Origin of the sequence: Aeromonas sp. FDAARGOS 1415, assembly GCF_019048365.1 — a bacterium.
Classification (GTDB): domain Bacteria; phylum Pseudomonadota; class Gammaproteobacteria; order Enterobacterales; family Aeromonadaceae; genus Aeromonas; species Aeromonas taiwanensis.
The window spans coordinates 748,799-770,370 of the sequence record NZ_CP077363.1; the positions used below are offsets into that span (position 1 = coordinate 748,799).

Genomic DNA, 21,572 nt, shown 5'->3' on the forward strand with positions numbered 1-21,572 from the left:
GCTTACTGCGCGAAGTACTTGTCATAGATCTTCTGATAGGTGCCGTTGGCCTTGATCTCGGCCAGCCCCTTGTTCAGCTGGGTCAGCAGCTCCAGGTTCCCCTTGGCCACCGCGATGCCGAAGCCGGTGCCGAAGTACTTGGCGTCGGTCACGGGGGAGCCGATCACGCTGTATTCCTTGTGCTGCTTGAGCCAGTCGGCGGCGACCGCCGTATCGGCAAACACGCCGTCGGTACGGCCGTTCATCATGTCGAGGAAAGCGCTCTGGTAGCTGGCGTACGGCACGGTCAGCAGACCCTTGCCTACCCAGTTGTCCACCAGATAGGACTGGTGGGAGGTGCCGTTCTGCACGCCGACTGTCTTGTCCACCATCTCTTCCGGCCCCTTGAAGGCACCCTTCTTGGCGACGAACACGGCGGAGTTCTCGTAATAGATGTCGGAGAAATCGACCTGGGCAGCCCGCTCCGGAGTCACGTCCATGGCGGCGATGGCGGCGTCATAGCGACGGAACTTGAGGCTCGGGATCAGACTGTCGAAGGCCTGGTTGTGGAAGCTGCATTCCAGCTTGGCCTGGGCACAGATGGCGCGGGCCAGATCGATGTCGAACCCCTGAAACTCGTTCTTGTCGTCCAGGTATTCGAACGGCGCGTAGGTAGCCTCGGTGGCGAACTTGATCTCTTTCGCCAGCACCTGGGTGCTCAGCAGGCCCATGGCGGCGACCAGCAACAGACTCTTTTTCATGACAGCTTCCTTATCGATTCAATATCAATGCATCAAGAATTCGGCAAACCGGCTGGTTTGCGGGGCCTGGAAGATGGCGGCGGTGCCGGATTCGATGATCCGCCCCTTCTCCAGATAGATCACCTGACTGGCCACCTTGCGGGCAAACTCCACCTCGTGGGTCACCACTACCTGGGTAATGCCGGTCTGGCTCAGGGTGCGGATGATCTCCGCCACCTCTTTGGTAATTTCAGGGTCGAGGGCCGCGGTCGGCTCGTCAAACAGCAGCACCTGGGGATCCATCATCAGGGTACGGGCGATGGCCACCCGCTGCTGCTGGCCGCCGGAGAGGCGAGCCGGCCAGGCATCGCGCTTGTCGGCCAGTTGCAGCTGGGCCAGCAGGTAGGCGCCCTTCTCGATGGCGGCCTCACGGCTCATCCCGAGCACCTTGACCGGGGCTTCAATCAGGTTCTCCATCACGGTGAGGTGAGGCCACAGATTGTACTGCTGGAACACCATGCCCACCTTGCGACGCAGCGCCTGAGCCTGACGGTTGAACTCGGCGGCGGGAAGGGTCGACGGGAAAGAAAATTCACTGCCTGCGATGCGCAGCACGCCGGCATCCGGAGTGTCCAGCAAGTTCATCATGCGCAGCAGCGAGCTCTTGCCCGCCCCGCTCGGTCCCAGCAATACCAAGGTCTCGCCGGGGGCAGTCCGAAAACTCACCTGTTGCAGCACCGGCACCTTGTGCCAGGATTTTTCGACGCCGATTAATTCGATACCCATACAGCCCAACTGAATAAGTTTTCAAAATTTCGTCCTGATTCTAGCGTCAGCATACGTTGATGCAAGCTATATTTGAATCAATATGCAGAACAAGCGCCGCTTCCTTGCCAAAACAGGCATATGAATGCAAAATAGCAGCGCTGTTCGTATCTGCCGCCTGAGCGTGACAGGCGGTCACCACCCTCACTCGTGAGTCCAAGATGAAACATAACGACAAGCAAGAAAAACTGGCCAAGGCCTTTAAAGCCTTGCTGAAAGAGGAGCGATTCGGCTCCCAGGCAGAGATAGTGACTGCCCTGCAAGAGATGGGCTTCGAGAACATCAACCAGTCCAAGGTCTCGCGCATGCTGAGCCGCTTCGGCGCCGTTCGCACCCGCAATGCCAAGATGGAGATGGTGTACTGCCTGCCGGTGGAACTGGGCGTCCCCACTACCTCCAGCCCCCTCAAGAATCTGGTACTGGACGTCGACCACAATGGCGCCCTGGTGGTGATCCACACCAGCCCGGGTGCGGCCCAGCTCATCGCCCGCCTGCTCGACTCCCTCGGCAAGGCCGAAGGGATCCTCGGCACCATCGCCGGTGACGACACCATCTTCATCACGCCGACCAGCGACACCGACATCGAGGAGCTCTACCTCTCCGCCCTCGAGCTGTTCGAGCAGACCCCCTGATCCGGTAGCCTCGCGCGACCCGCACAAAAAATCCCGGCCAAGGCCGGGATTTTTGCTATCTGCAGACCGGGCTTATTTGCCCTGGGCCACCAGGAAGTCGACTGACGGCGCGAAGAAGGCCGCCCCGGTCACCGCCCGGGTGAAGCGCAGCAGGTGATCGAAGTGGCTGCCCTCCCCCTTGTACATGCTGGCCAGCATGGCGTTGAAGTGCAGCGGCGTGCGGCAGCAGGAGATGAAGTAGAGCCCCTGCTCGCTCATGGTGCCCCAGGGCATGCTCTGGCGCAGGATCTCCATGGACTCCCCCTTGGGGGTCTTGAGGTTGACCCGCTTGATGTGGGAAGTGAGCGGTTTGTCCGCAGACTCATACTCGATGTTGTCGGCCTTGGTGCGACCTATGATGTCTTCCTGCTCCTTCAGGGCCAGCTTCTCCCAGTCGCTCATGGCGTGGACCCAGCGCTGGACATGGATGTAGGATCCACCGGCGAATTCGCCACCTTCGAGCAGCGCCACCTCGGCCCTGTGATCCTCCTGCGGGTTCTCGGTGCCGTCGACGAAACCGGTCAGATCGCGACAATCCAGATTGCGGAAACCACGCACCTCTTCGGCCAATTCCACCAGGCCGGCCAGCAGGGCCATGACGTGCTGACCGGCATGATGCAGCACGTCCACCCGATCAGCACGCAGTTGCACGAACAGATCGAAGGGAGTATTCGGCGCCGTCTGGCCATTGGCGGACTGCGCCATGAAGCCGCGGAACTGGGGCGGACGGGCGGCGGGGTACAGGTCATCCCAGGCATCGGCGCCCACGGCGATCAGACCGCTGAAGCCGGCATCGGGGAAATCGGCGCTCACCGACTCCCACAAGGTCGGCAGCCTGGCCAGACGGGCCGTCAGTTCGGCGGCATCACCGGTGCGGTTGAACATCAGATAGAGGGCGTGCAGATTCGGCTCTGCGCAGATCCCGGCTTGGGCTTTCATGTCTCTCTCCAAAGGCGTTGGCTATGGGCGTGGCGCGATTATAAACCAGTGCCATTTCAGTTCATTGATTTCGCGACGATATCGCGCGCTCAGGGCAAGGGGTCAAACAACACCAGGGAATGGGGGGCCACGGCCACCCGCGCCCTCTCTCCCTCCAGGGGCTCCCCTATGCTGGCCTCCAGCTGCTGCCCCGCGCACTCCACCAGCACGCGGCAGTGATGGCCCAGGAACTGCTGCTCCCGCACCGTCAGCTCGCCGTCAGCCGCCGTCGTCAGCGCCAGCTGCTGGGGCCTGAGCATGAGCTGCAGCCGCTCCCCGACCGCACGGCCATGAGGCTCGTGACCACAGATGGTCCCGAGGATGGTCTGCACACAGTGGCTGTTCACCACCTCGGCGTCCAGGTAGTTAACCCCGCCGAGAAACTCCGCCACGAAGCGGTTCTCGGGGCGGCGATAGAGTTGCTCCGGCTGACCCGCCTGCTCGATGTGGCCGGCCCGGAACAGTGCCAGCCGATCGGCGAAAGCGAAGGCCTCCTCCTTGCTGTGGCTGACGAAGATGGCCCCTATGCCCTGTTGCTTGAGCAGGGTGCGGATCTCGAGGATGAGCTTCATCCGCACCTGGGTATCGATGTTGGAGAAGGGTTCATCCAGCAGCATCAACCGTGGCTTGCACACCAGGGCACGGGCAATGGCGACCCGTTGCTGCTGGCCGCCGGAGAGCTGATGGGGATAGCGCTCCCCCAGCCCCTGCAGATTGACCAGCGTCAGCGCCTCCTCCACCTGCTGCTGGCGCACGGAACGCTCGAGCCGCGTCAGGCCGAAGCCGATGTTGTCCGCCACCGTCAGATGGGGAAAGAGGGCGTAATCCTGGAAGATCATGCCGATGTTGCGCGCCTCGGGAGGCACATTCTCCCCCGGCCCTTCCAGCAGTGTCTCGCCGAGGCGAATCGCCCCCCCGGCCAGCGGCAACAGCCCGGCAATCGCCTTGAGCAAGGTGGTCTTGCCACAGCCACTCGCCCCCAGCAGGCAGACAATCTCGTTGTCGGCCACCGTCAGGGACAGCTGCTCCAGCACATTGCGACCGTTGTAGCGGCAGCTGACATTCTCAACCTGCAGGCAAGACACGACTGACATCCTCATATTTCTGTTGTTCCAAAGCGGCGGCAACCGCTCGACACCCAGCACGCCAAGGCGCGATGGCGCCGTTTATATCACGTTTTCGGGCTCAATGGCCCGGGCCATCCAGGCTGCGGTTGATCCAGACCAGGGGGATAAGCCCCACCAGCACGATGACGATGGCGCCGAGCGCTCCCCGCTCCAGCATCTCGTCCGAGACGAACTGGTAGACGTGGGTCGCCAGGGTCTCGAAGTTGAACGGTCGCAGCAGCAGGGCGGCGGGCAGCTCCTTCATGGATTCGATGAATACCAGCATGGCGCCGGCAAAGAGGCCGCGCCGCACCAGCGGCAAATGGATGCGACGCAGCATGCCGCCCGCCCCCTGCCCCAGGGAGCGGGCCGCCATGTCGAGGCTGGGGGAAATCTTGCTCATGCTGCTCTCCACCGAGCCGATGGCGATGGCCACGAAGCGCACCAGGTAGCCGAACACGATGGCGGTGAGGGTGCCGGTCAGGAGCAGACCCGGCCCCTGCATCCCCAGCCACTCGGCCAGATCGTTGATGCCAAAGTCCAGCGCCGTCAGCGGCACCAGCACCCCGATGGCCAGCACCGTGCCCGGCATGGCATAGCCCATGGCGGCGATGCGCAGGGGCAGCAGGCTGCGAGTACTTCCGTCGAGGCGGCGGAAGAAGCCGAGCAGCAGGGCGATCCCCATGGCAAGCAAGGCAGCCAGGGTCGAGACCGCCAGGCTGTTGCCGGCGAAACGGACAAACTCCGGCGTCCACGACAGCGCGAAATAGCGCACCCCGTAGTCCAGCAGGATGGCGAACGGCAGGGCGAACCCCGCCAGCACCAGCCCCCAGCACCAGAGGCCGGCCAGCACGCGCCGCATCCCCGTGAGGGGGTAGCACAGCGGCTGCTCGAACCCCATGGACTTCTGGAACACCTGCTGACGCTGGCGTGAGCGGCGCTCCACGGCGATAAGCAGCACCACCGCCAGCAGCATCAGGCAGGAGAGCTTGGCGGCGGTGGCCAGGCTGCCATAGCCGAGCCAGGTGTCGTAGATGGCGGTCGTCAGGGTATTGATGGCAAAGAAGTGGACGGTGGCGAAGTCCGCCAGGGTCTCCATCGCCACCAGGGACACCCCCACCATGATGGCGGGACGGGCCAGGGGCAGGCTCAGGCGGCGAAAACTCTGCCAGGGTGTGCAGCCCAGCAGGCGACTGGAGTGAATGAGACTGACCGACTGCTCCAGGAAGGAGGCTCGCGCCAGCAGGTAGACATAGGGGAAGAGCACCAGGGCCAGCACCCAGGCGGCACCGCCAAGGGAGCGAATGGCCGGAAACCAGTAATCGGCCGGACTGTTCCAGCCAAAGAGTGCGCGCAGCCCCGCCTGCAGCGGGCCCGAATAGTCGAGCAGATCGGTGTAGACGTAGGCGACGATATAGGAGGGCATGGCCATGGGCAGCATCAGCGCCCACTGCAGGGCGCGTCGTCCCGGCACCTGGCACATGGCCACCAGCCAGGCGGTGGGCACCCCGAACAGCAGACTGAGCAGCACGACCCCCAGCACCAGACCCGAGGTGTTGCGAAGGTAATCGATCAGTACCGTATCGGCGAGGTGGGCAAACAGATCCCCGTCAGCCGAGAGGGCCGAAAAGACGAGGGCAAGCACCGGCAAACCCAGCAGCAGGGCGGTGGCCCAGCTGCCGGCAATCCATCCAAAATTTTTCATGAGTCCACAGAGGTTGATGGGGCCCTTGGCCCCATCTGATTACAAGTCGAATTTCACTTCATCCAGCAGCTGCAAGGCGTCCTTGCGGTGCTTGGCGTAGTCGCTGACCGGCAGGGCGTCAGCCTTGAAACTGCCCCAGGACTTGACCATGGCGGAAGGCTCGACACCGGCCTTGACCGGGTACTCGGCATTCACATCCGCATACATGTGCTGGGCGGTGTCGCCGGAGAGGAACTCCATCAGCTTCCGGGCGGCGTCCTTGTTCTTGGCATACTTGGTCATGGCCACGCCGCTCACGTTGACGTGGGCACCGCGATCACCCTGGTTCGGGAAGTTGATCTCAACTGCATCAGCCCAGGACTTCTGCGCCGGATCTTTCAGCATGGCGCCCAGGTAGTAGCTGTTGCCCAGGGAAATATCGCAGATGCCGTCCTTGATTGCCTTGACCTGATCCCGATCGTTGCCCTGGGGCTTGCGTGCCAGGTTGGCCTTGACCCCTTCCAGCCAGGTCTTGGCATCCGCCATGCCGTGATGGGCGATCATGGAGGAGACCAGCGCCACATTGTACTCGTGCTTGCCGCTGCGAGTACAAATTTTTCCTTTGAATTCAGGCTTGGCCAGATCTTCGTAGCTGATGGTGGCCAGCTTGCCGAGGCGCTCCTTGCTGGAGTAGATGGCGCGCACCCGGGTAGTCAGGGCGAACCAGCGGTTCTCCGGATCCCGATAGATGGAGGGAATGTTCTCCTGCAGGGTCTTGCTGTCCACCGGCTGCACCAGGTCCTTGTCCACCAGGTCGGTCAGACGGCTGATGTCGACGGTCAGCATCAGATCCGCCGGGGAGAGCTTGCCTTCCCGCTCCAGACGCTCGTTCAGCCCCTCTTTGGCGAACACCACGTTGACCTTGATCCCGGTCTCCTTCTCGAACTGCTGGATGATGGGCTTGATCAGCTCATCCTGGCGGGTGGAGTAGACGTTCACTTCAGCGGCGAATGCCGACTGGGCGGCCAGGGTGGAGAGAGCCAGCGCCAGCATCTTCATTTTCATTGTCCGTTCCTTGTGTGCGTATCGATTGATAACCATTTTCGTTTGCATTCTGCACGAGGCGCGGCCACCGGATCAAGGCGGTTCAGGGAGGTAGGATCACATATTTAACCATTGACCAAAGGAAAAGGGCCGGATGGTGTTCCATCCAGCCCCTTGAAGGCCAGTTTTTCATGCTACAAGCATCGCACTCCGGCCATCCCTGCCGCCCCCCGCGGCAGCGACATGACCGGTCGCGGCATCAGAGCGCCTCGTCGTCGCTCTCGCCGGTCCGGATGCGCACCGCCTGCAGCAGGTCGTAGACGAAGATCTTGCCGTCACCGATCTTGCCGGTATAGGCCGCCTTGCAGATGGCCTCGATCACCCCTTCCACGTTTTCGTCGGCGGTGGCGATCTCCAGCTTCACCTTCGGCAGGAAGTCGACCTGGTACTCGGCCCCCCGATATAATTCGGTATGCCCCTTCTGGCGACCAAAGCCCTTGACCTCCGAGACGGTCAGGCCTTCCACCCCCAGGTTGGCGATGGCCTCGCGCACGTCGTCCAACTTGAAGGGTTTGATAATCGCAGTAATCAGCTTCATCTGGTTGCTCCCAATCCATGGTATGTCACGAATGGGTCATCAATTCTTGTGCCAATTATTTTTATTGTTTACTTTCATAAAGATAGCCATTAAACCTCGAGCCTTTGCGGCTCCGGATCACCAAGGAAGCGCATCTCGCCCCATTATGAGGCACCAAGCTGCACCAGGCTCCCTTGATGCACCAAATGAGAGCATCCCCCCATGTTAGTCATCTCCAACAGCGTGATCATCCCCTGGCACGAGCTGCAGTTTCAGACCATGCGCGCCCAGGGAGCCGGGGGCCAGCACGTCAACAAGACCGACTCCGCCGTCTGGCTGCGCTTCGACTACCGCGACTCCCCCAGCCTGCCGGATCTCTATAAGGAGGGGCTGGAGAAACTCAGTGACAGCCGGGTCCACGACGGCTTCATCCAGATCAGGGTCGAGACCCACCGCAGCCAGGACATGAATCGCAAGGAGGCCATGAGCCGCCTGACCGAGCTGCTGAAAAAAGCCGCCTGGCGCCCCAAGGCCCGCCACGCCACCAAGCCGACCCGCAGCTCCCAGCGCAAGCGGGTCGACGCCAAGAAGCGCAAGGGGGAGATCAAATCCACCCGTGGCAAACCCGTGCTGGATTAGCTCGCCCATCCTTCGGAGGAGACACCGTGAAGTACAGTTTTTGTGAGTGCCGCCAGGGGCCCCTGCTCGTCGCCATCGATCAGGGCGGCCTGCGTCACGTTGAGTTCATGCAGGGGGAGCGCCCCATCCTGCCGCAGCCGGACTGGCAGCGGGATGACCAGGCCCTGACCCCCTTCATCGAGCAGTTTGACGCCTACTTCGCCGGCCGGCTGCGCCACTTCGATCTGCCCATGGCCGCCCGGGGTACCCCGTTCCAGCAGTCGGTGTGGCGCGCCCTGTGCGACATTCCTTACGGCCAGACCGTCAGCTACCTCGAGATAGCCCAGGCCATCGGCAACCCCAGGGCGGTGCGGGCGGTGGGTGCCGCCAACGGACGCAACCCCTTGAGCATCATAGTGCCCTGCCACCGGGTGATCGGTCGCAGCGGCGAGCTGACCGGCTATGCGGGCGGCATCCCCATCAAACGCTGGCTACTGGCGCTGGAGCAGCAGGCTGCCGACGACTTCGTACTGCGCCCTTGAAAATGACATCCCCCTCATCAAGTGCTGACTGCTGGCGCTGGCATCACAGCAAGCCGGGGCCGGGAGCCAGCCCCTTGCCAGCGGATAAAACACTGAACATTTAAATGAATGCAGCATGAGCCCTGCACCTCACAGGCATCAGCCAGTGTTTCCAAAATGAACGGAATATGAAGCATCACCTCAGAAGGGCTTCAGACACCCTCAGGCATCATGGCTTCACACTTGGATGACATGGCTCATCCCTCATTCAAGTGGCACCCATGTGACGCTTCCAATCTGTCTTTTTCCCCGCGCCTCCTCTGAGGCGCTTTTTTTTGCCGACAAACAGCCACAAAAAAGCCCGCCGAAGCGGGCTCTGACCGGTGGTGCCGGTTGACGGGATCAATCAGAGGGCGAGGAAGAGCCCGGCCAGCGAGGCGCTCATCAGGTTTGCCAGCACCCCTGCCATGATGGCACGCATGCCGTAGCGGGCGATGAAAGACTTGCGCTCCGGCACCATGGCCCCCAGGCCGCCGATCAGGATCGCCATGGAGGAGATGTTCGCAAAACCGCACAGGGCGAAGGTGACGATGGCCTTGCTCGAGGCATCCAGCGTCTGATCCTGCACCAGGGCGATGAAGGCGACGAACTCGTTGATGACAATCTTGGTGCCGATCAGGGCGCCTGCGGCCTGGGCCTGCTCCCAGGGCACACCGATCAGCCAGGAGACGGGGGCGAACAACCAGCCCAGGAGGATCTGGAAGCTCAGCTCCAGCCCCACCAGGTCACCGGCCCAGCCCAGCAGGCCGTTGAGCAGGGCGATCACCCCGACGAAGGCCAGCAGGGTGGCGCCCACGGCGACGGCGATGTTGAGACCGGACATGGCGCCATCGGCGGCCGCCTCAATCACGTTGGTGGCACGGGGGATCACCACGTCCTCGTGATGATCCACCTCTTCGGCAGCGGGCGGCACCAGGATCTTGGCCATGGCAAGCCCCGCAGGCGCCGACATGAAGGCCGCCGCGATCAGGTATTTCAGCTCGACACCTATGCTGGCATACCCCACCAGGGTGCCGCCAGCAACCGAGGCGAGGCCACAGCTCATCACCGCGAAGAACTGGGAATCGGACATTTTGGAGAGATAGGGTTTGACCACCAGGGGCGCCTCCACCATGCCGACGAAGATGTTGGCGGTGGCGGAGAGGCTCTCGGCCCGACCGGTGCCCAGCAACTTCTGCAGGCCGCCACCTAGAAGGGCAATCACTTTCGGCATCAGGCCGATGTGATAGAGGATGGCGATCACCGCGGAGAAGAAGATGATCACCGGCAGCACGTTGAAGGCGAAGATGAAGCCGAGCTTGAACTTGGCCAGATCGCCGAACAGGAAGGCGATCCCCTCCTGACCGTAACCGATCACGCTGCTGACGCTCTCGCTGACGCCGTTGAGCACCTGCTGACCGGCGGGCAGCCAGAGTACCAGGGCGGCGAAGAGCACTTGCAGGCAGAGGGCCAGGCCCACTGTTCGCAACGGGATACGACGACGATTATCAGAGCAGAGCGTGGCCAGGGCCAGGATGCTCAGGATGCCGAGCAGGGCAATCATAGGGACTCCATCAGGTGGGGCAAAGATGGGCGCGGATTCTGCGCCCCCTGCCCCGCCACTGCAAGTCCAGTTGGTTACAGCCCTGTTAGCAAAAACGTTTGCACGATACCAGTTGCGGCAACTGACTGATTTGGCTCGATTTTGGTATCAAGCGAAAGCCAGTGTTCTTATATGGAAACGATCATTTCTCCAGGCCGGACAATTTTCCCCCGAGCCAGGGGGCGAGATGCTGCTCCCAATAGGGATGGGGGCCGAAGCTCTCCTTGAGGAAGTCGATGAAGAGACGGATCTTGGGGTCCAGGTGCTCCCTTCTGGCGTAGACGGCGTGCACCGCCATCTTCTGGTTCGGCTGCCACTGGGGCAGCAGGGGAATGAGCTGGCCTGACTGCAGCTCCTTGTCCAGCAGGTAGTTCGCCACATAGGCGATGCCGAGCCCGGCCAGGGCGGCGTCGCGCACCGCCTCCGCCAGATCCACCCGGTAGTTGCCCGCCACCTGCACCGTCTGGCGCTCCTTGCCCTGACGAAACGACCACTCGTGGTAGCGCCGCTCCCGGCTCTGGTAGGTGATGCAGTTGTGCTGGGCCAGATCCCTGGGGTGCAGCGGCGTGCCGTGGCTCAGCAGATAGTCCGGCGAGGCCACCAGCACGAAGCCGATATCCGCCAGCCGCTGCCCCACCAGCCCCTGGGGCTTGTCCTCAAAGGTGGTGATCCAGAGATCCAGCCCCTCATCCACCAGATTGGTACGGCGATCGAACAGGGAGACTTCCAGCTCCAGATCGGGGTAACGGGTCTGGAAGGCCTTGAGCAGCGGGATCACGTGCAGCCGGCCGAAGGACTGGCCGACACCCAGATGCAGCACGCCGCTCACCTTGCCGCGACGTTCCGCCACCATGGACTCCGCCTCCTGGGCCACCGCCACCAGGGCATGGCAGTGGCGGGCATACTCCTGGCCGAGCTCGGTCAGGGCGAAGCGGCGGGTGGTGCGCTGTACCAGCTGGGCCCCGAGTCCGGTCTCCAGCAGGGCGAGCTGCTTGCTGATGTGGGACTTGGAGACCCCGAGCCGGCGCGCGGCCGCCGAGATGCCCTGCTCGCGAACCAGGGCATCGAAGATCACCATTTGGGGAAGACGTTGCAGCACGGGATAACCAGAGTGAAGGGCGGGCCCCCATTATTCCAGAGCGGCCCGCCAGGGGGTAGGGTCAGTGCGCCAGCGCCTCGAGGATCTGCCCCTTGAGCGGATCGCTCGCCGGATTCTGGTTGGCGCCATAGCTCGCGATCAGTTTGCCATCGCGGCCCACCAGGTATTTGTGGAAGTTCCAGTTGGGCGCGTCACCGTCGGCGGCGGCCGCCAACCCCTTGAACAGGGGCACAGCATCGGATCCCCGTACCGCCACCCGGTTGAACATGGGGAAAGTCACCCCGTAATCGCGCCGGCACACCTCCGCAGTCTTGTTCTCGTTGCCCGCCTCCTGCCAGAAGTCGTTGGAGGGGAAGCCCAGCACCATCATCCCCTGCTCCTTGTAACCCTGATAGAGCGCCTCCAGATCCCGGAACTGGCCGCTGTACCCGCAGTAGGAGGCGGTGTTGACCACCAGTACCACCTTGCCCTCGGTCAGCTGGCAGAGGTTGTGGCGCCGGATGCTGTTGAGCTCCCGCATCTCCACGTTGAAGTAGTCGGGGCAGGCGGCAGACGCCGCGCCCGAGCCGAGCAACAACAGCAGGGTGAACCATTTCATCGACCTGACTCCTCGCGTTTTCTCCATCATACGCAAGATCCACGCACAAGGTTCAGGGATCAGTGCAGCGGGATCCCGGTCAACCAGCCATGGCCCCAGAAGATGAGCAAGGCCGTGATCGCCAGACCGGCGCCCAGGCTGATCCCTGTCCCCTGCCAGCTCGCTTCGGGCCGCGGCTTCTGCTGCCAGTCCCGCACCGAAATCCAGACGATGCTGACCAGCGCCCAGAGGCCGATACCGCCAAACAGCACCAGGGAGCGGGCCTCGCTGTTGACCGTCAGGTGGGCGCCGGCCCAGAGCAGGGCACCGAGCAGCTGGGGATGCACCAGCCAGCGGCGCAGGTGATTCTGGCCCTGCCCGCTGCACAGCAGGATCAGGGATAGCGGCATGGCCGCCATGGTCAGGGTCGGGCCCCAGTCAGGCAGCGGGTAGAGCGGCAATGGGCTGGCGCTGCGCCAGCCGGCCAGGATGCAGGCAATGGCGACGAACACCAGCAGCGAGAAGAGCCCCTTGTAGCGGTTCTCCCCCAGCCGCTCGCGCAGGCGGGCCCGGTGGGCCGCGGCGAAGCAGGGATAGAGGTGGATCAGGGTAAACAGCACTACCCCCAGGGTCAGCAGGATCATGGGTGGCTCCTCGCACATTGCCCCTCGCAATTGAGGAGATCACTATGCCGCAAAGCCTCTCGTCAGAATACAAAAACCATATAAAAGACAGCAGGATAATAAAAAAGCCGATCCGGGGATCGGCAAGTGCGTCGAAGGCGCGGCAGGCAAGCTGCCACCTCGGTTGCACGGGGCAGGGTGAGGCCGGTGCCAGGCACCGGCCAGAAGAGCATCAATTGCGCAGCAGATAGAGGGCGGCCACGTTGCGGGCCGTGAGCTGCAGGTTGGTGGTCGCGGTGGCGAGCGCCTCCGGCAGGGACATGGCCCGGTTGACCACGGCGAAGACCGCGTCCAGCCCGTGCTCGTGCACCACGCCGCAGTCGTCGGTGAGACAGCCCGCGATGCCGATCACCGGCTTGCCAAACTGCTTGGCGCAGCGGGCCACGCCGATGGGCGTCTTGCCGTGAATGGTCTGGCTGTCGATCCGCCCCTCCCCCGTGATCACGAGATCCGCATCGGCCACCGCGTCGGCCAGCTTGAGCGCCTCGATGACGATCTGGATGCCGGGCTTGAGCTCGGCGCCGAGCAGGCCGATCAGGGCGGCCCCCATGCCACCGGCGGCGCCAGTGCCCGGGATCTCTCTCACCTGATGACCCAGCGCCTGTTCGATGCAGTCCGCATAGCGGGCCAGGTTGGCATCCAGCTCGGCCACCATCGCCGGTGTGGCCCCCTTCTGCGGACCAAACACGGCAGATGCCCCCTTGGGCCCGCACAGCGGATTGTTCACGTCGCAGGCCACCTCGATGTGGAGCCCACTCAGGCGCGAGTCCAGCATGCTCAGGTCGATGCTGGCCAGCTCACTCAGACCACCGCCCCCCAGGGCGATGGGTGAACCGTCCGCCTTCAAGAGCTTGCCGCCGAGGGCCTGGATCATGCCGGCACCGCCGTCGTTGGTGGCACTGCCACCGATGCCGAGGATGAGGTGGGTCACCCCCAGATCGAGGGCCGCCAGGATCAGCTCGCCAGTGCCATAGCTCGAGGTGAGCAGCGGATTGCGCAACTCCGGCTCCACCAGATGCAGGCCGGAGGCCGCCGCCATCTCGATGACGGCACGCTTGCCATCCCCCAGCAAGCCGAGGAAGCCCTGCACCCGGTTGCCAAGGGGCGCGGTTACCTCAACCGGCAGGATGCGGCCTCCGGTGGCATCCACCAGGGACTGCACCGTCCCCTCGCCACCATCGGCCATGGGCAGCTTGACGTAGGTGGCATTCGGCAGCACCTGCTTGAAACCGGCCTCGATGGCATCAGCCACCGCCATGGCGCTCAGGCTCTCCTTGAATGAATCCGGGGCGATCACAATTTTCATATCAGTTCCTTAGGCGAGGCCAAACACGCCAAACATCAGGGTGGAGACGGCGGCAATGGTCAGGCCGACGGCGGTTTCGTAGGGGATGAGCTTGAGCCGCTCGCTTACCCCCATGTGGACGCTGCCCCCGGTAGCGTGGAAGAAGGAGCCATGGGGCATGTGGTCAAACACGGTGGCACCGGCGTGGATCATGGCGGCCCCCGCCAGGCTGGTGACGCCGAGCTCGATCAGGGTGGCGCTGAACACGTTTGAAGCAACCACGGTACCGGCCGTGGTCGAGGCGGTCGCCAGCGACATCAGGGCGCCCGAGATGGGGGCCAACAGGTAGGAGGGCAGGCCGGAGGCGGTCAGGCCGCTGATCAGCACATCCTTCAGGCCGGAGTTGGCGATGATGCCAGCCAGAGTCCCTGTCCCCAGCAGCATGATGGCGACCGGCGCCATGCGGGCGAGGCCCGAGACCGCAAACTGGTTCACTTTGGAGAACTTGCCCATCATCAGGGCGCCGACCAGGCCGCCCAAGGGCAGCGCGATGAGCGGATCCACCACTATGCCGGCGACAGGGCGCAGGGCCAGAAGCAGGATGGCCACCAGGGGCGCACTGATGGCGGCGGCAAAGCCCGGCAGCTTGACGCCGTCGAAGCTCACCACCTCGTCGGCAGCCACCTTGCTGCCCCGGTTGTTGAGGCGCTTGGCAAGCCAGTAGGCCATCACCAGGCCGAACAGGCCCGGGATGATGCCGGCCGCCATCACCGAGGTGAGGGGCAGGTGGAAGGCATCGGAAGCGGCAATGGCATTGGGGTTCGGGGACATGACGTTGCCCGCCTTGCCGCCGCCTATCATCGCCAGCAGGATGGCCGCCTTGGAGAGATCGGCACGGCGCGCGATGGCCAGCGCTATGGGGGCGACCGTGATGACCGCCACGTCCACGAAGACGCCGACCGCCGTCAGGATCAGGGTGGCCAGGGCCAATGCCAGCAGGGCACGGGTCTCACCGAGTTTGCGGACTATGGTCTCGGCGATGGTGGTGGCGGCGCCCGACTCGATGAGCACGCCGGCCAGCACGCCGGCCGCCAGGATCCGCATCACGGCGGTGGTGATCCCCTGGGCGCCGCCGATCATCAGGGCGACGGTCTGGGTCAGATCGGCCCCGCCGATCAGGCCGCCGGCCAGGGCGCCGACGATCATGCCGTAGGCGGGCGGCACCTTCTTCAGAATGAGGAAGATGGCGATGGAGAGCGCGGCGAGAGCGCCGAGCGCGGATACAGGGATCATGACGGGCACCTTTTGTTGTAATGAGTGGCGCCATTATGGAGATCCCCGCCCGGAATGCTTTGGCAAAAAAGCCAAAAATCACCGTTTTAAAATCAACATTTATGTTCAAAAAAACAAATCAACTGTCGAGACTGAGCCCGAGATAGAGCAGAAACTTGTCGTCTAACTTGTTGAAATTCAACCCGGTTATCTGCTCTATCCGGGTCAGCCGATAACGCAGGGTATTGGGGTGAATGAAGAGGGCATCGGCACAGGGATGCAGATCACAATCCTGCAAGAAATATTGGCGCAGCGTCTTTTGCAGCACCCCCTTGGTGTCCTCTTTCGCGAGCGCCAGCAGGGGCGCCCGCAGCTGATCCGCCTGCCAGGAGTCCGCCAGGCTGCCGAGCAGCACGGGCAGCCGGTAATCCTCGAAGAAGTAGACCTGCTTGCGCGGCGCCTGGCGCATGCCACGGTGCAAGGTGTCCCGCGCCGTCTGGTAGGAGAGCGCCAGCCCCTCTATCCCGGCGAAGTAATCACCCACCCCGATGCGCACCCGGAAGTGGGGAATGCGGGCGAGCAGCTGCCTGATACGGCTGCGCTCCTGGGCCGACTGCCACACGCCGTCGCTCAGTTGGGCCGGCTTGAGCACCACTATCTCGTCCAGGCCGTTGATGGCCACCAGGTTGTCCCGCTCCGGGTGCTCCAGCAGATGCACCAGCTCCCGCAGGCGGGCGGGCTCTGCCTCCTCCAGGGCCAGTACCGCCACAACCCGAGGCTGGGTCAGATCCAGCTCGAGGAAGCGGGCCGCCTGCTGCAGCTGGTCCACCCGCCCCTCGCCACGGATGAGTTGCAACACCAGTTCCTCCTTGTGGCGCTTGTCCCACTGCAGCTGCTCGGTGAGCGCGGCCTGCTCCAGGATGAGCTCGGCAGTCATGCGCACCAGCTCGGCGTAAGCGCGAACGATGTCCGGATCCCCCGAGATGCCGATGACCCCGAGCAACTCCCCCTGGTAGGCGATGGGCAGGTTGATGCCGGGCCTCACCCCCTTGAGCTGCTGGGCCGTCGCCTCGCTGATCTCCACCACCCGGTTCTCGGTCAGGGCCAGCACCGCCCCCTCGTGGCGCTGATGCAGCCGCTCCGGATTGCCGGACGCGATGATGAGGCCGCGCTCATCCATGACGTTGACCGAGAAGGAGAGGATCTTCATGGCCCGGCTGACGATCTGCCGCGCGAGAATGGCATCAAGCTGCATGAGGACTCCGCTCTACGAAGGGGGAACAGTACATGAAGGGCATGGAAACTCCGTGTAAAAGCTTGGGTAGCAGCGCAAAGATGCCACATCATCAAGACAAGCGAGGGGGGGATCGCTAGAATAGGCCACTTTACCTCAGGTGTGACCCGCTCGGGATCACGGATTTGACGCGACCCTTGGCGATGCACCTGCCGTTATCTGATGGATTCCGCTATGGACTATGAATTTCGCCGCGACCCGTTCGGTGGCTATCGCGCCCGGTTCTCCATGGGCCACGAAGCCATCGGCCAGTGGCTGATCGACGAGGTGGGCAAGGATGAGGAGAAGCTCGACCAGCTATTCTCCATCATCGACGATCTCTCCAGCCGTACTCGCGTCGAGTACCAGCTGGCCGGGGGGGACTACTCCCTGCTGCTCACCCATGAGGAGGCGGAGGTCAAGGCCAACGTCCTCAATATCGCGCTGGACGAGGATCTCGACGATCTCGCCTACTACGATGATGAACAGCTGGCCATGTGCGGGCTGGAAGATTTTGCCCAGGTCCTCACCTCCTGGCGCGCCTTTATCCGCAACGAGGATATGGGCTAGACCCTTTTATCGACCGGGCGCGACCGCCCGCTGCAACCCAACAGGATTGACTATGTCTATTTACGATTTTGACGACGAACTGCCAGAAGAAGACGAACAGGATCAGCCGAAGAAAGCCGCCCCGGCCAAGAAAAAAGGCAAGCAGGTGCTGAACACCCAGGTCAACCTCAGCCCGCGCGATGCCAGCCGCCTGAACGGCATGCACGTGGAAGCCATCACCACCCTGGACGACGTCAGCCTGCCGAAGAACGTCATCTTCAAGGCCGGCCTCATCGCCCTGGGCGAGCTGGAAGCGACCAAGCGCGCCGACATCATCGCCCGGGTCATCGCCGAGTCCGGCCGCTAAGGCCCACGCTCACGCCGATGGCGAGACATGCCGACCCGGTCGTCAGACCGTGCAAAAAGCCGGAGCCCTGCTCCGGCTTTTTTTATGGTGCCGGTAGAGGGCTCACCGGCAGCAAGGGCTACGACTACGCTATTGACCCTTGTGTCATGGCGGGGCGGCTCGTTAAGGTGCGTCCCCTCGAAGACCAAAGGAGACTCAATGCTGCCACTTCCTGATTCCCTGATCTGGGCCGTACTGGCGCTGGCCGTACTGCTTTGCTTGGCCCGCCGGCGTATCCCTGGCCTCTTTCTGCTTGGCATCGCCCTGCTCGGCGCGTTCTGGCTGGGCCGCATCACACCGCTGGCCCTCACCGTCAGCGTCGCGGGCTTGCTGCTCGCCTGGCGTACCCCCACCCTGCCCCAGCCCTGGCGCGGGATGGCCCTCGCGCTGGTGATTATCTGGGCCATCGCCCTGACCCTGCACCTGGTACCGGGTTTTGACAACTTGCGGGTGCTGCACAGGGTGCAGGCAGGCCCCGCCAGCGTGCCCTTCACCCTCTACCTCAACCTGGACAAGCCGCTCATCTTCTTCGGCCTGTTGCTGGCCTGGCCCACCCTGCTCGGCCCAGGAGGCCCCCCTGCGCTGGCGACCACTTGCCCTGTTGCTGTTACCCCTGGCCGCCCTGCTGATCGCCGCCTGGCAACTGGGCGCCCTCAAACCCGAGGTCGGCCTGCCCCGCTGGTGGTGGCTGTTCGCGTTCAACAACCTGTTGTTCACCTGCGTGGCGGAGGAGGCACTGTTCCGGGGGTTTATCCAGCAGGCCATCACGACACGAAGCCGTGCCTGGGCAGGCATCTGCGTCGCCAGTCTGCTGTTCGGGGCCGCGCACCTGGCCGGTGGCCCGCTGCTGGTGCTGTTCGCCACCCTGGCCGGCGCCTGCTACGGTCTGGCATCCCAGCTGAGCGGGCGGCTCGGCGTCGCCATCCTGCTCCACTTCCTGTTCAATTTCGCCCACCTGGCCCTGTTCACCTACCCGCTGGCCAGCCGCTGACAAGCCTCGGTTTCACGGATAAAAAAATGCCCCGCACCGGCAGGTGCGGGGCATCTCGTCAGGCCCGGGGTGTCAGTCCACGTAGAAGGTCTGCTGGAAGGTCAGCGTCTGCTTCTGCCCCTCCCCCATGATCGTCAGGGTGAACTGGTAGGTGTCCTCGTTGCGATAGGGCAGCACCGCCAGGTAGTAGATGGAATCCCCCTCCTTCACCTCCTGAAACTGCAGGGTACGGAGCGTCCCGGTGAGGTTCTTGGCCTCGCCGCTGATCCCCACCGCCTGTGCCACGCCCTGCTTGTTCTGCACCGCGATGTTGACGATGCCGTTGTAGCGGCTGCGCTCCAGACCATAGGCCTTGGCCACCTCGGGGGTGAGGAAGCTGGAGTTGAAGGCGCTGTAGTGCACCCGCCAGGGGCCCAGCTCCTTCATCTGTTCGGCCCGCACCGGCAGCACCATCAGGAGTGCCAGCAGGCAGCTCATCCAGACTGTTTTCATGATGTCATCCTTCTCGTGTTCCACTCTCCAGCAGGGCGGCAATCTCGGCGGGGATCTGCCTCGGCGCCTCGATGGCAACCGTCTTGTGGCGACCCAGCTCCCCCCGCACGATGCGAACCTGCCCCTTGGCCACCTTGCACTGCTTGGCCAGGTACTTGATCAGGTGACTGTTGGCCTGGCCATCCACCGGCGGCGCCGTGATGGCCACTTTCAACTCGTCCCCGTGCAATCCGACGATCTGATCCCGGCTTGCCTTGGGCTGGATCATCAGATGCAGCACAAGCTCGTTCCCTTCCCGCAGGACGGCTGGCATCAGATCATCCACCACAGCTGACCGAACAGATCCCCCAACAGATAGTTTATGGCCTGCAGCGCGATGAAGGCGACCAGCACGGAGAGATCCAGCCCGCCCAGGGCCGGCAGGATGCGGCGGATCGGCGCCAGGAAGGGCTCGGTCAGCTGGTGCATCACGTATTCGATGGGGTTGCGACCCTGGCTGACCCAGCTCAGGATGGCGCGGATCAACAGGATCCAGAAGATCATGGAGCCCGCCTTCTTCAGCACGGTGAGCGCCGCAAACAGGCTGAGGGTCAGCCAGTCGGTCAGCAGCACGTTCATGCTCTTGAGCAGCGCCAGCTTGGCGAAGGCGATGAGGATCGCCAGCAGCACCGAGGCCATGTCCAGCCCGCCAAAGCCGGGAATGACGCGACGCAAGGGCACCACCAGCGGATTGGTCAGCTTGACCACCATCTGGCTCATGGGGTTGTAGAAGTCGGCGCGGGCCCACTGCAACCAGACCCGCAGCAGCACCACCATGAGGTAGAGATCAAAAACCGTGTTAATCAAAAAGTAAGCCGTGTTCATCCGGGCTCCTTGCTAAAAGAGGGTTCAGAAAAGGGTTTCCATCTCGCCGGCCCGGGTAACGGCCGCCTGCATGGCACGCGCGGTCAGCGGCATCAGCCCCTGCTCCTGGAAGGTCTTGACGGCCTCGGCCGTGGTACCGCCCTTGCTGGTCACCTGCTCGCGCAGGGTCTGCAGCGACAGCTCGGGATTCTGCGCCACCATGGCGGCAGCCCCCAGCGCCGTCTGCTGCACCAGCAGGCGGGCCTGCTCCGGTGTAAAGCCCATGGCCTCCGCCTCTTCGGCAATCGCCTGCATGAACAGGAAGAAGTAGGCCGGGGCACTGCCCGCCGCCGCGATGACACCGTTGATACCGGACTCCTGCTCCACCCAGAGGGTCTTGCCCACCGACTGCATCATCTGCTCGGCGAAGTCGCGATCGGCCTGCTCGATGCCGGGCGGCGCGTAGAGCCCCGTCATCCCCAGCCCCAGCAGGGAGGGGGTGTTCGGCATGGTGCGGATGATGCGGTCATGGCCCCCCGCCATCTCCTGCAACCGCGCGACCCGGATGCCGGCGGCGATGGAGACGAGCAGCTTGCCCGCCAGCGAGCCCAGTTCGGCCACCAGCGCGGCCAGCATTCCCGCCATCAGCTGGGGTTTGACCGCCAGCACGATCACTTCGGCCTCGCGGGCTGCCTCGGCATTGTCCTGGGTGATGCGAATGCCGAACTGGCTGGCCAGTTCGTCAAGCTTGGGCCGGCTGGGGTTGGCCGCGATGATACGTTCAGCCGGATAGCCGGCCTGGATCAGGCCTGCGATGATACTGCGGCTCATGTTGCCTGCGCCGATGAAGGCCAGCACTCTGTGTTGCATCACTCTCTCCTGTCGCAGGGGTGAAGGGGACTACCGTGCCTGCCCGCTCCGGCGGCAACGCGGCGAACCATCCCGCACTCCTCATTGATGATATGAATGGGGAGCCCGCGCATCCTGGTGCGAGCCCTTGTCTGTGTCATGCCTGTGAATAGTCGCGGGCGCCGAAGATGGCGGTACCGACCCGCACCATGGTGCTGCCATGGGCGATGGCGAGCTCGAGATCCTCGGTCATGCCCATCGAAAGGGTGTCGACGCTCGGGTATTGTTGCGCAAGCTCGGTGAACAGAGCCTGCATGCGCGCCATCTGGGCGGCCAGCACCGCCTCGTCACGGGTGTGCTCCGGAATGGCCATCAGACCCCGCAGCACCAGATGTTCACTGCGGGCCACCAGGGCAGCCAGACGGAAAATCTCTTGCTCAGACGTACCGGATTTGCTGCTCTCTCCGCTAATATTGATTTGCAGACAGACATTTAGCGGCGCCAACCCGGCAGGACGCTGGCTGTTGAGCCGTTCGATGAGCTTGTCGCGATCGACGCTTTGCACCCAGTCGAACCGCTCCGCCACCAGTTTGGACTTGTTCGATTGCAGCGGGCCGATAAAGTGCCACTCTATGTCTGTACAGGCGGCCTGCTCGCGCAGGGTATCTATCTTGAGCGCCGCCTCCTGGGCATAGGATTCGCCGAAGCGACGCTGCCCGGCGGCATAGGCAGCCTGGATGTCCCCCAGTGGCTTGGTCTTGCTGACCGCAAGCAACTGGATGTGATCGGCGCCACGGCCGACGCGCCGGGCGGCCTCTACAATACGTTCCTTTACCTGAAGCAGGTGCTGGGCAATCTGGCTCATTTT

24 protein-coding genes and 1 pseudogene are annotated in these 21,572 nt (G+C 63.4%); 6 read left to right on the forward strand and 19 right to left on the reverse strand.

The window, feature by feature from the left end; genetic code table 11:
• Nucleotides 1–2 precede the first annotated feature (2 nt).
• Together I6L45_RS03545 and I6L45_RS03550 are read right to left on the reverse strand one after the other, a co-directional pair.
• Nucleotides 3–740 carry a transporter substrate-binding domain-containing protein gene (locus tag I6L45_RS03545; protein ID WP_134694866.1) on the reverse strand — a complete coding sequence of 246 codons (738 nt, stop codon included), beginning with the start codon at nt 738–740 and terminating at the stop codon, nt 3–5.
• A gap of 24 nt (nt 741–764) precedes the next feature.
• On the reverse strand, nt 765–1,505 hold the full coding sequence (locus I6L45_RS03550) for an ATP-binding cassette domain-containing protein (RefSeq protein ID WP_134694867.1): 741 nt from the start codon (nt 1,503–1,505) through the stop codon (nt 765–767).
• A gap of 200 nt (nt 1,506–1,705) precedes the next feature.
• On the opposite strand from I6L45_RS03550, the gene argR reads away from it, so the two are divergent.
• The gene (gene argR, locus I6L45_RS03555; RefSeq protein WP_005308670.1) at nt 1,706–2,176 is read left to right on the forward strand and encodes a transcriptional regulator ArgR; all 471 of its coding nucleotides are present in this window, start codon (nt 1,706–1,708) and stop codon (nt 2,174–2,176) included.
• A gap of 72 nt (nt 2,177–2,248) precedes the next feature.
• Here the strand turns inward: argR and I6L45_RS03560 are convergent, their stop codons facing one another.
• The 5 genes from I6L45_RS03560 to glnK all read right to left on the reverse strand — a co-directional run bounded on the left by I6L45_RS03560 (nt 2,249) and on the right by glnK (nt 7,625).
• A complete protein-coding gene (locus I6L45_RS03560) occupies nt 2,249–3,154 on the reverse strand; it encodes a Dyp-type peroxidase (protein WP_216983464.1) in 906 nt (301 codons plus the stop codon).
• An 89-nt stretch (nt 3,155–3,243) separates the two neighbouring features.
• The gene (locus tag I6L45_RS03565) at nt 3,244–4,278 is read right to left on the reverse strand and encodes an ABC transporter ATP-binding protein (RefSeq protein ID WP_216984165.1); all 1,035 of its coding nucleotides are present in this window, start codon (nt 4,276–4,278) and stop codon (nt 3,244–3,246) included.
• Nucleotides 4,279–4,378: 100 nt separating this feature from the next.
• Nucleotides 4,379–6,004 (reverse strand): iron ABC transporter permease, encoded by a 1,626-nt coding sequence (locus I6L45_RS03570; protein ID WP_216983465.1) that lies wholly within the window; start codon nt 6,002–6,004, stop codon nt 4,379–4,381.
• A gap of 39 nt (nt 6,005–6,043) precedes the next feature.
• Nucleotides 6,044–7,048, reverse strand: a complete 1,005-nt coding sequence (locus I6L45_RS03575; protein ID WP_134694871.1) for a Fe(3+) ABC transporter substrate-binding protein — start codon at nt 7,046–7,048, stop codon at nt 6,044–6,046.
• A 238-nt stretch (nt 7,049–7,286) separates the two neighbouring features.
• Entirely contained in the window at nt 7,287–7,625 is a 339-nt protein-coding gene (gene glnK, locus I6L45_RS03580) for a P-II family nitrogen regulator (protein WP_005332325.1), read from the reverse strand.
• Nucleotides 7,626–7,826: 201 nt separating this feature from the next.
• On the opposite strand from glnK, the gene arfB reads away from it, so the two are divergent.
• On the forward strand, nt 7,827–8,243 hold the full coding sequence (arfB, locus tag I6L45_RS03585; protein ID WP_043757587.1) for an alternative ribosome rescue aminoacyl-tRNA hydrolase ArfB: 417 nt from the start codon (nt 7,827–7,829) through the stop codon (nt 8,241–8,243).
• A gap of 26 nt (nt 8,244–8,269) precedes the next feature.
• On the forward strand, nt 8,270–8,764 hold the full coding sequence (locus tag I6L45_RS03590) for a methylated-DNA--[protein]-cysteine S-methyltransferase (RefSeq protein ID WP_216983466.1): 495 nt from the start codon (nt 8,270–8,272) through the stop codon (nt 8,762–8,764).
• Nucleotides 8,765–9,149: 385 nt separating this feature from the next.
• Here I6L45_RS03590 and I6L45_RS03595 read toward each other — a convergent pair whose 3' ends face one another.
• The 7 genes from I6L45_RS03595 to I6L45_RS03625 form a co-directional block, all read right to left on the reverse strand.
• Nucleotides 9,150–10,346, reverse strand: a complete 1,197-nt coding sequence (locus I6L45_RS03595) for a NupC/NupG family nucleoside CNT transporter (protein ID WP_043757581.1) — start codon at nt 10,344–10,346, stop codon at nt 9,150–9,152.
• 181 nt (nt 10,347–10,527) lie between these two features.
• Nucleotides 10,528–11,463 carry a LysR family transcriptional regulator gene (locus I6L45_RS03600; protein WP_043757579.1) on the reverse strand — a complete coding sequence of 312 codons (936 nt, stop codon included), beginning with the start codon at nt 11,461–11,463 and terminating at the stop codon, nt 10,528–10,530.
• Between the two features lie 82 nt (nt 11,464–11,545).
• On the reverse strand, nt 11,546–12,082 hold the full coding sequence (locus tag I6L45_RS03605; RefSeq protein ID WP_216983467.1) for a glutathione peroxidase: 537 nt from the start codon (nt 12,080–12,082) through the stop codon (nt 11,546–11,548).
• Nucleotides 12,083–12,141: 59 nt separating this feature from the next.
• Nucleotides 12,142–12,705 (reverse strand): NnrU family protein, encoded by a 564-nt coding sequence (locus tag I6L45_RS03610; RefSeq protein WP_216983468.1) that lies wholly within the window; start codon nt 12,703–12,705, stop codon nt 12,142–12,144.
• A gap of 211 nt (nt 12,706–12,916) precedes the next feature.
• Complete coding sequence (locus tag I6L45_RS03615) at nt 12,917–14,050, reverse strand: glycerate kinase (protein WP_216983469.1); 1,134 nt, start codon at nt 14,048–14,050, stop codon at nt 12,917–12,919.
• 9 nt (nt 14,051–14,059) lie between these two features.
• Nucleotides 14,060–15,322, reverse strand: coding sequence for a GntP family permease (locus I6L45_RS03620; RefSeq protein ID WP_043757568.1), 1,263 nt, complete (start codon nt 15,320–15,322; stop codon nt 14,060–14,062).
• Between the two features lie 118 nt (nt 15,323–15,440).
• A complete protein-coding gene (locus I6L45_RS03625; RefSeq protein ID WP_216983470.1) occupies nt 15,441–16,556 on the reverse strand; it encodes a sugar diacid recognition domain-containing protein in 1,116 nt (371 codons plus the stop codon).
• Nucleotides 16,557–16,769: 213 nt separating this feature from the next.
• Between I6L45_RS03625 and I6L45_RS03630 the strand changes: the two genes are divergently transcribed.
• The 3 genes and pseudogenes from I6L45_RS03630 (at nt 16,770) to I6L45_RS03640 (ending at nt 18,520) form a co-directional block, all read left to right on the forward strand.
• Nucleotides 16,770–17,144 carry a YacL family protein gene (locus I6L45_RS03630; RefSeq protein ID WP_216983471.1) on the forward strand — a complete coding sequence of 125 codons (375 nt, stop codon included), beginning with the start codon at nt 16,770–16,772 and terminating at the stop codon, nt 17,142–17,144.
• Nucleotides 17,145–17,196: 52 nt separating this feature from the next.
• Nucleotides 17,197–17,490 (forward strand): hypothetical protein, encoded by a 294-nt coding sequence (locus tag I6L45_RS03635; protein ID WP_043757565.1) that lies wholly within the window; start codon nt 17,197–17,199, stop codon nt 17,488–17,490.
• Nucleotides 17,491–17,688: 198 nt separating this feature from the next.
• A pseudogene (locus I6L45_RS03640) lies at nt 17,689–18,520 on the forward strand (lysostaphin resistance A-like protein).
• 72 nt (nt 18,521–18,592) lie between these two features.
• Here the strand turns inward: I6L45_RS03640 and I6L45_RS03645 are convergent.
• The 5 genes from I6L45_RS03645 to I6L45_RS03665 all read right to left on the reverse strand — a co-directional run bounded on the left by I6L45_RS03645 (nt 18,593) and on the right by I6L45_RS03665 (nt 21,569).
• Nucleotides 18,593–19,012 (reverse strand): DUF4426 domain-containing protein, encoded by a 420-nt coding sequence (locus I6L45_RS03645; RefSeq protein ID WP_043757560.1) that lies wholly within the window; start codon nt 19,010–19,012, stop codon nt 18,593–18,595.
• A gap of 4 nt (nt 19,013–19,016) precedes the next feature.
• Nucleotides 19,017–19,325, reverse strand: a complete 309-nt coding sequence (yggU, locus tag I6L45_RS03650) for a DUF167 family protein YggU (protein WP_043809026.1) — start codon at nt 19,323–19,325, stop codon at nt 19,017–19,019.
• Nucleotides 19,325–19,876, reverse strand: a complete 552-nt coding sequence (locus I6L45_RS03655; protein ID WP_216983472.1) for a YggT family protein — start codon at nt 19,874–19,876, stop codon at nt 19,325–19,327. Before I6L45_RS03655 ends, yggU begins: the two co-directional genes overlap by 1 nt.
• A 24-nt stretch (nt 19,877–19,900) precedes the next feature.
• Entirely contained in the window at nt 19,901–20,725 is an 825-nt protein-coding gene (gene proC / locus I6L45_RS03660; protein WP_216983473.1) for a pyrroline-5-carboxylate reductase, read from the reverse strand.
• Nucleotides 20,726–20,861: 136 nt separating this feature from the next.
• On the reverse strand, nt 20,862–21,569 hold the full coding sequence (locus I6L45_RS03665; RefSeq protein ID WP_216983474.1) for a YggS family pyridoxal phosphate-dependent enzyme: 708 nt from the start codon (nt 21,567–21,569) through the stop codon (nt 20,862–20,864).
• Nucleotides 21,570–21,572: the final 3 nt, after the last annotated feature.

What these genes read in the sequence shown, in the direction of transcription:
- I6L45_RS03545 (WP_134694866.1), bottom strand. Translation starts at nt 740, where the DNA reads ATGAAAAAGAGTCTGTTGCTGGTCGCCGCCATGGGCCTGCTGAGCACC.
- I6L45_RS03550 (WP_134694867.1), bottom strand. Translation starts at nt 1,505, where the DNA reads ATGGGTATCGAATTAATCGGCGTCGAAAAATCCTGGCACAAGGTGCCG.
- argR (WP_005308670.1), top strand. Translation starts at nt 1,706, where the DNA reads ATGAAACATAACGACAAGCAAGAAAAACTGGCCAAGGCCTTTAAAGCC.
- I6L45_RS03560 (WP_216983464.1), bottom strand. Translation starts at nt 3,154, where the DNA reads ATGAAAGCCCAAGCCGGGATCTGCGCAGAGCCGAATCTGCACGCCCTC.
- I6L45_RS03570 (WP_216983465.1), bottom strand. Translation starts at nt 6,004, where the DNA reads ATGAAAAATTTTGGATGGATTGCCGGCAGCTGGGCCACCGCCCTGCTG.
- I6L45_RS03575 (WP_134694871.1), bottom strand. Translation starts at nt 7,048, where the DNA reads ATGAAAATGAAGATGCTGGCGCTGGCTCTCTCCACCCTGGCCGCCCAG.
- glnK (WP_005332325.1), bottom strand. Translation starts at nt 7,625, where the DNA reads ATGAAGCTGATTACTGCGATTATCAAACCCTTCAAGTTGGACGACGTG.
- arfB (WP_043757587.1), top strand. Translation starts at nt 7,827, where the DNA reads ATGTTAGTCATCTCCAACAGCGTGATCATCCCCTGGCACGAGCTGCAG.
- I6L45_RS03595 (WP_043757581.1), bottom strand. Translation starts at nt 10,346, where the DNA reads ATGATTGCCCTGCTCGGCATCCTGAGCATCCTGGCCCTGGCCACGCTC.
- I6L45_RS03600 (WP_043757579.1), bottom strand. Translation starts at nt 11,463, where the DNA reads ATGGTGATCTTCGATGCCCTGGTTCGCGAGCAGGGCATCTCGGCGGCC.
- I6L45_RS03605 (WP_216983467.1), bottom strand. Translation starts at nt 12,082, where the DNA reads ATGAAATGGTTCACCCTGCTGTTGTTGCTCGGCTCGGGCGCGGCGTCT.
- I6L45_RS03610 (WP_216983468.1), bottom strand. Translation starts at nt 12,705, where the DNA reads ATGATCCTGCTGACCCTGGGGGTAGTGCTGTTTACCCTGATCCACCTC.
- I6L45_RS03615 (WP_216983469.1), bottom strand. Translation starts at nt 14,050, where the DNA reads ATGAAAATTGTGATCGCCCCGGATTCATTCAAGGAGAGCCTGAGCGCC.
- I6L45_RS03620 (WP_043757568.1), bottom strand. Translation starts at nt 15,322, where the DNA reads ATGATCCCTGTATCCGCGCTCGGCGCTCTCGCCGCGCTCTCCATCGCC.
- I6L45_RS03625 (WP_216983470.1), bottom strand. Translation starts at nt 16,556, where the DNA reads ATGCAGCTTGATGCCATTCTCGCGCGGCAGATCGTCAGCCGGGCCATG.
- I6L45_RS03630 (WP_216983471.1), top strand. Translation starts at nt 16,770, where the DNA reads ATGGACTATGAATTTCGCCGCGACCCGTTCGGTGGCTATCGCGCCCGG.
- I6L45_RS03635 (WP_043757565.1), top strand. Translation starts at nt 17,197, where the DNA reads ATGTCTATTTACGATTTTGACGACGAACTGCCAGAAGAAGACGAACAG.
- I6L45_RS03645 (WP_043757560.1), bottom strand. Translation starts at nt 19,012, where the DNA reads ATGAAAACAGTCTGGATGAGCTGCCTGCTGGCACTCCTGATGGTGCTG.
- yggU (WP_043809026.1), bottom strand. Translation starts at nt 19,325, where the DNA reads ATGCCAGCCGTCCTGCGGGAAGGGAACGAGCTTGTGCTGCATCTGATG.
- I6L45_RS03655 (WP_216983472.1), bottom strand. Translation starts at nt 19,876, where the DNA reads ATGAACACGGCTTACTTTTTGATTAACACGGTTTTTGATCTCTACCTC.
- proC (WP_216983473.1), bottom strand. Translation starts at nt 20,725, where the DNA reads ATGCAACACAGAGTGCTGGCCTTCATCGGCGCAGGCAACATGAGCCGC.
- I6L45_RS03665 (WP_216983474.1), bottom strand. Translation starts at nt 21,569, where the DNA reads ATGAGCCAGATTGCCCAGCACCTGCTTCAGGTAAAGGAACGTATTGTA.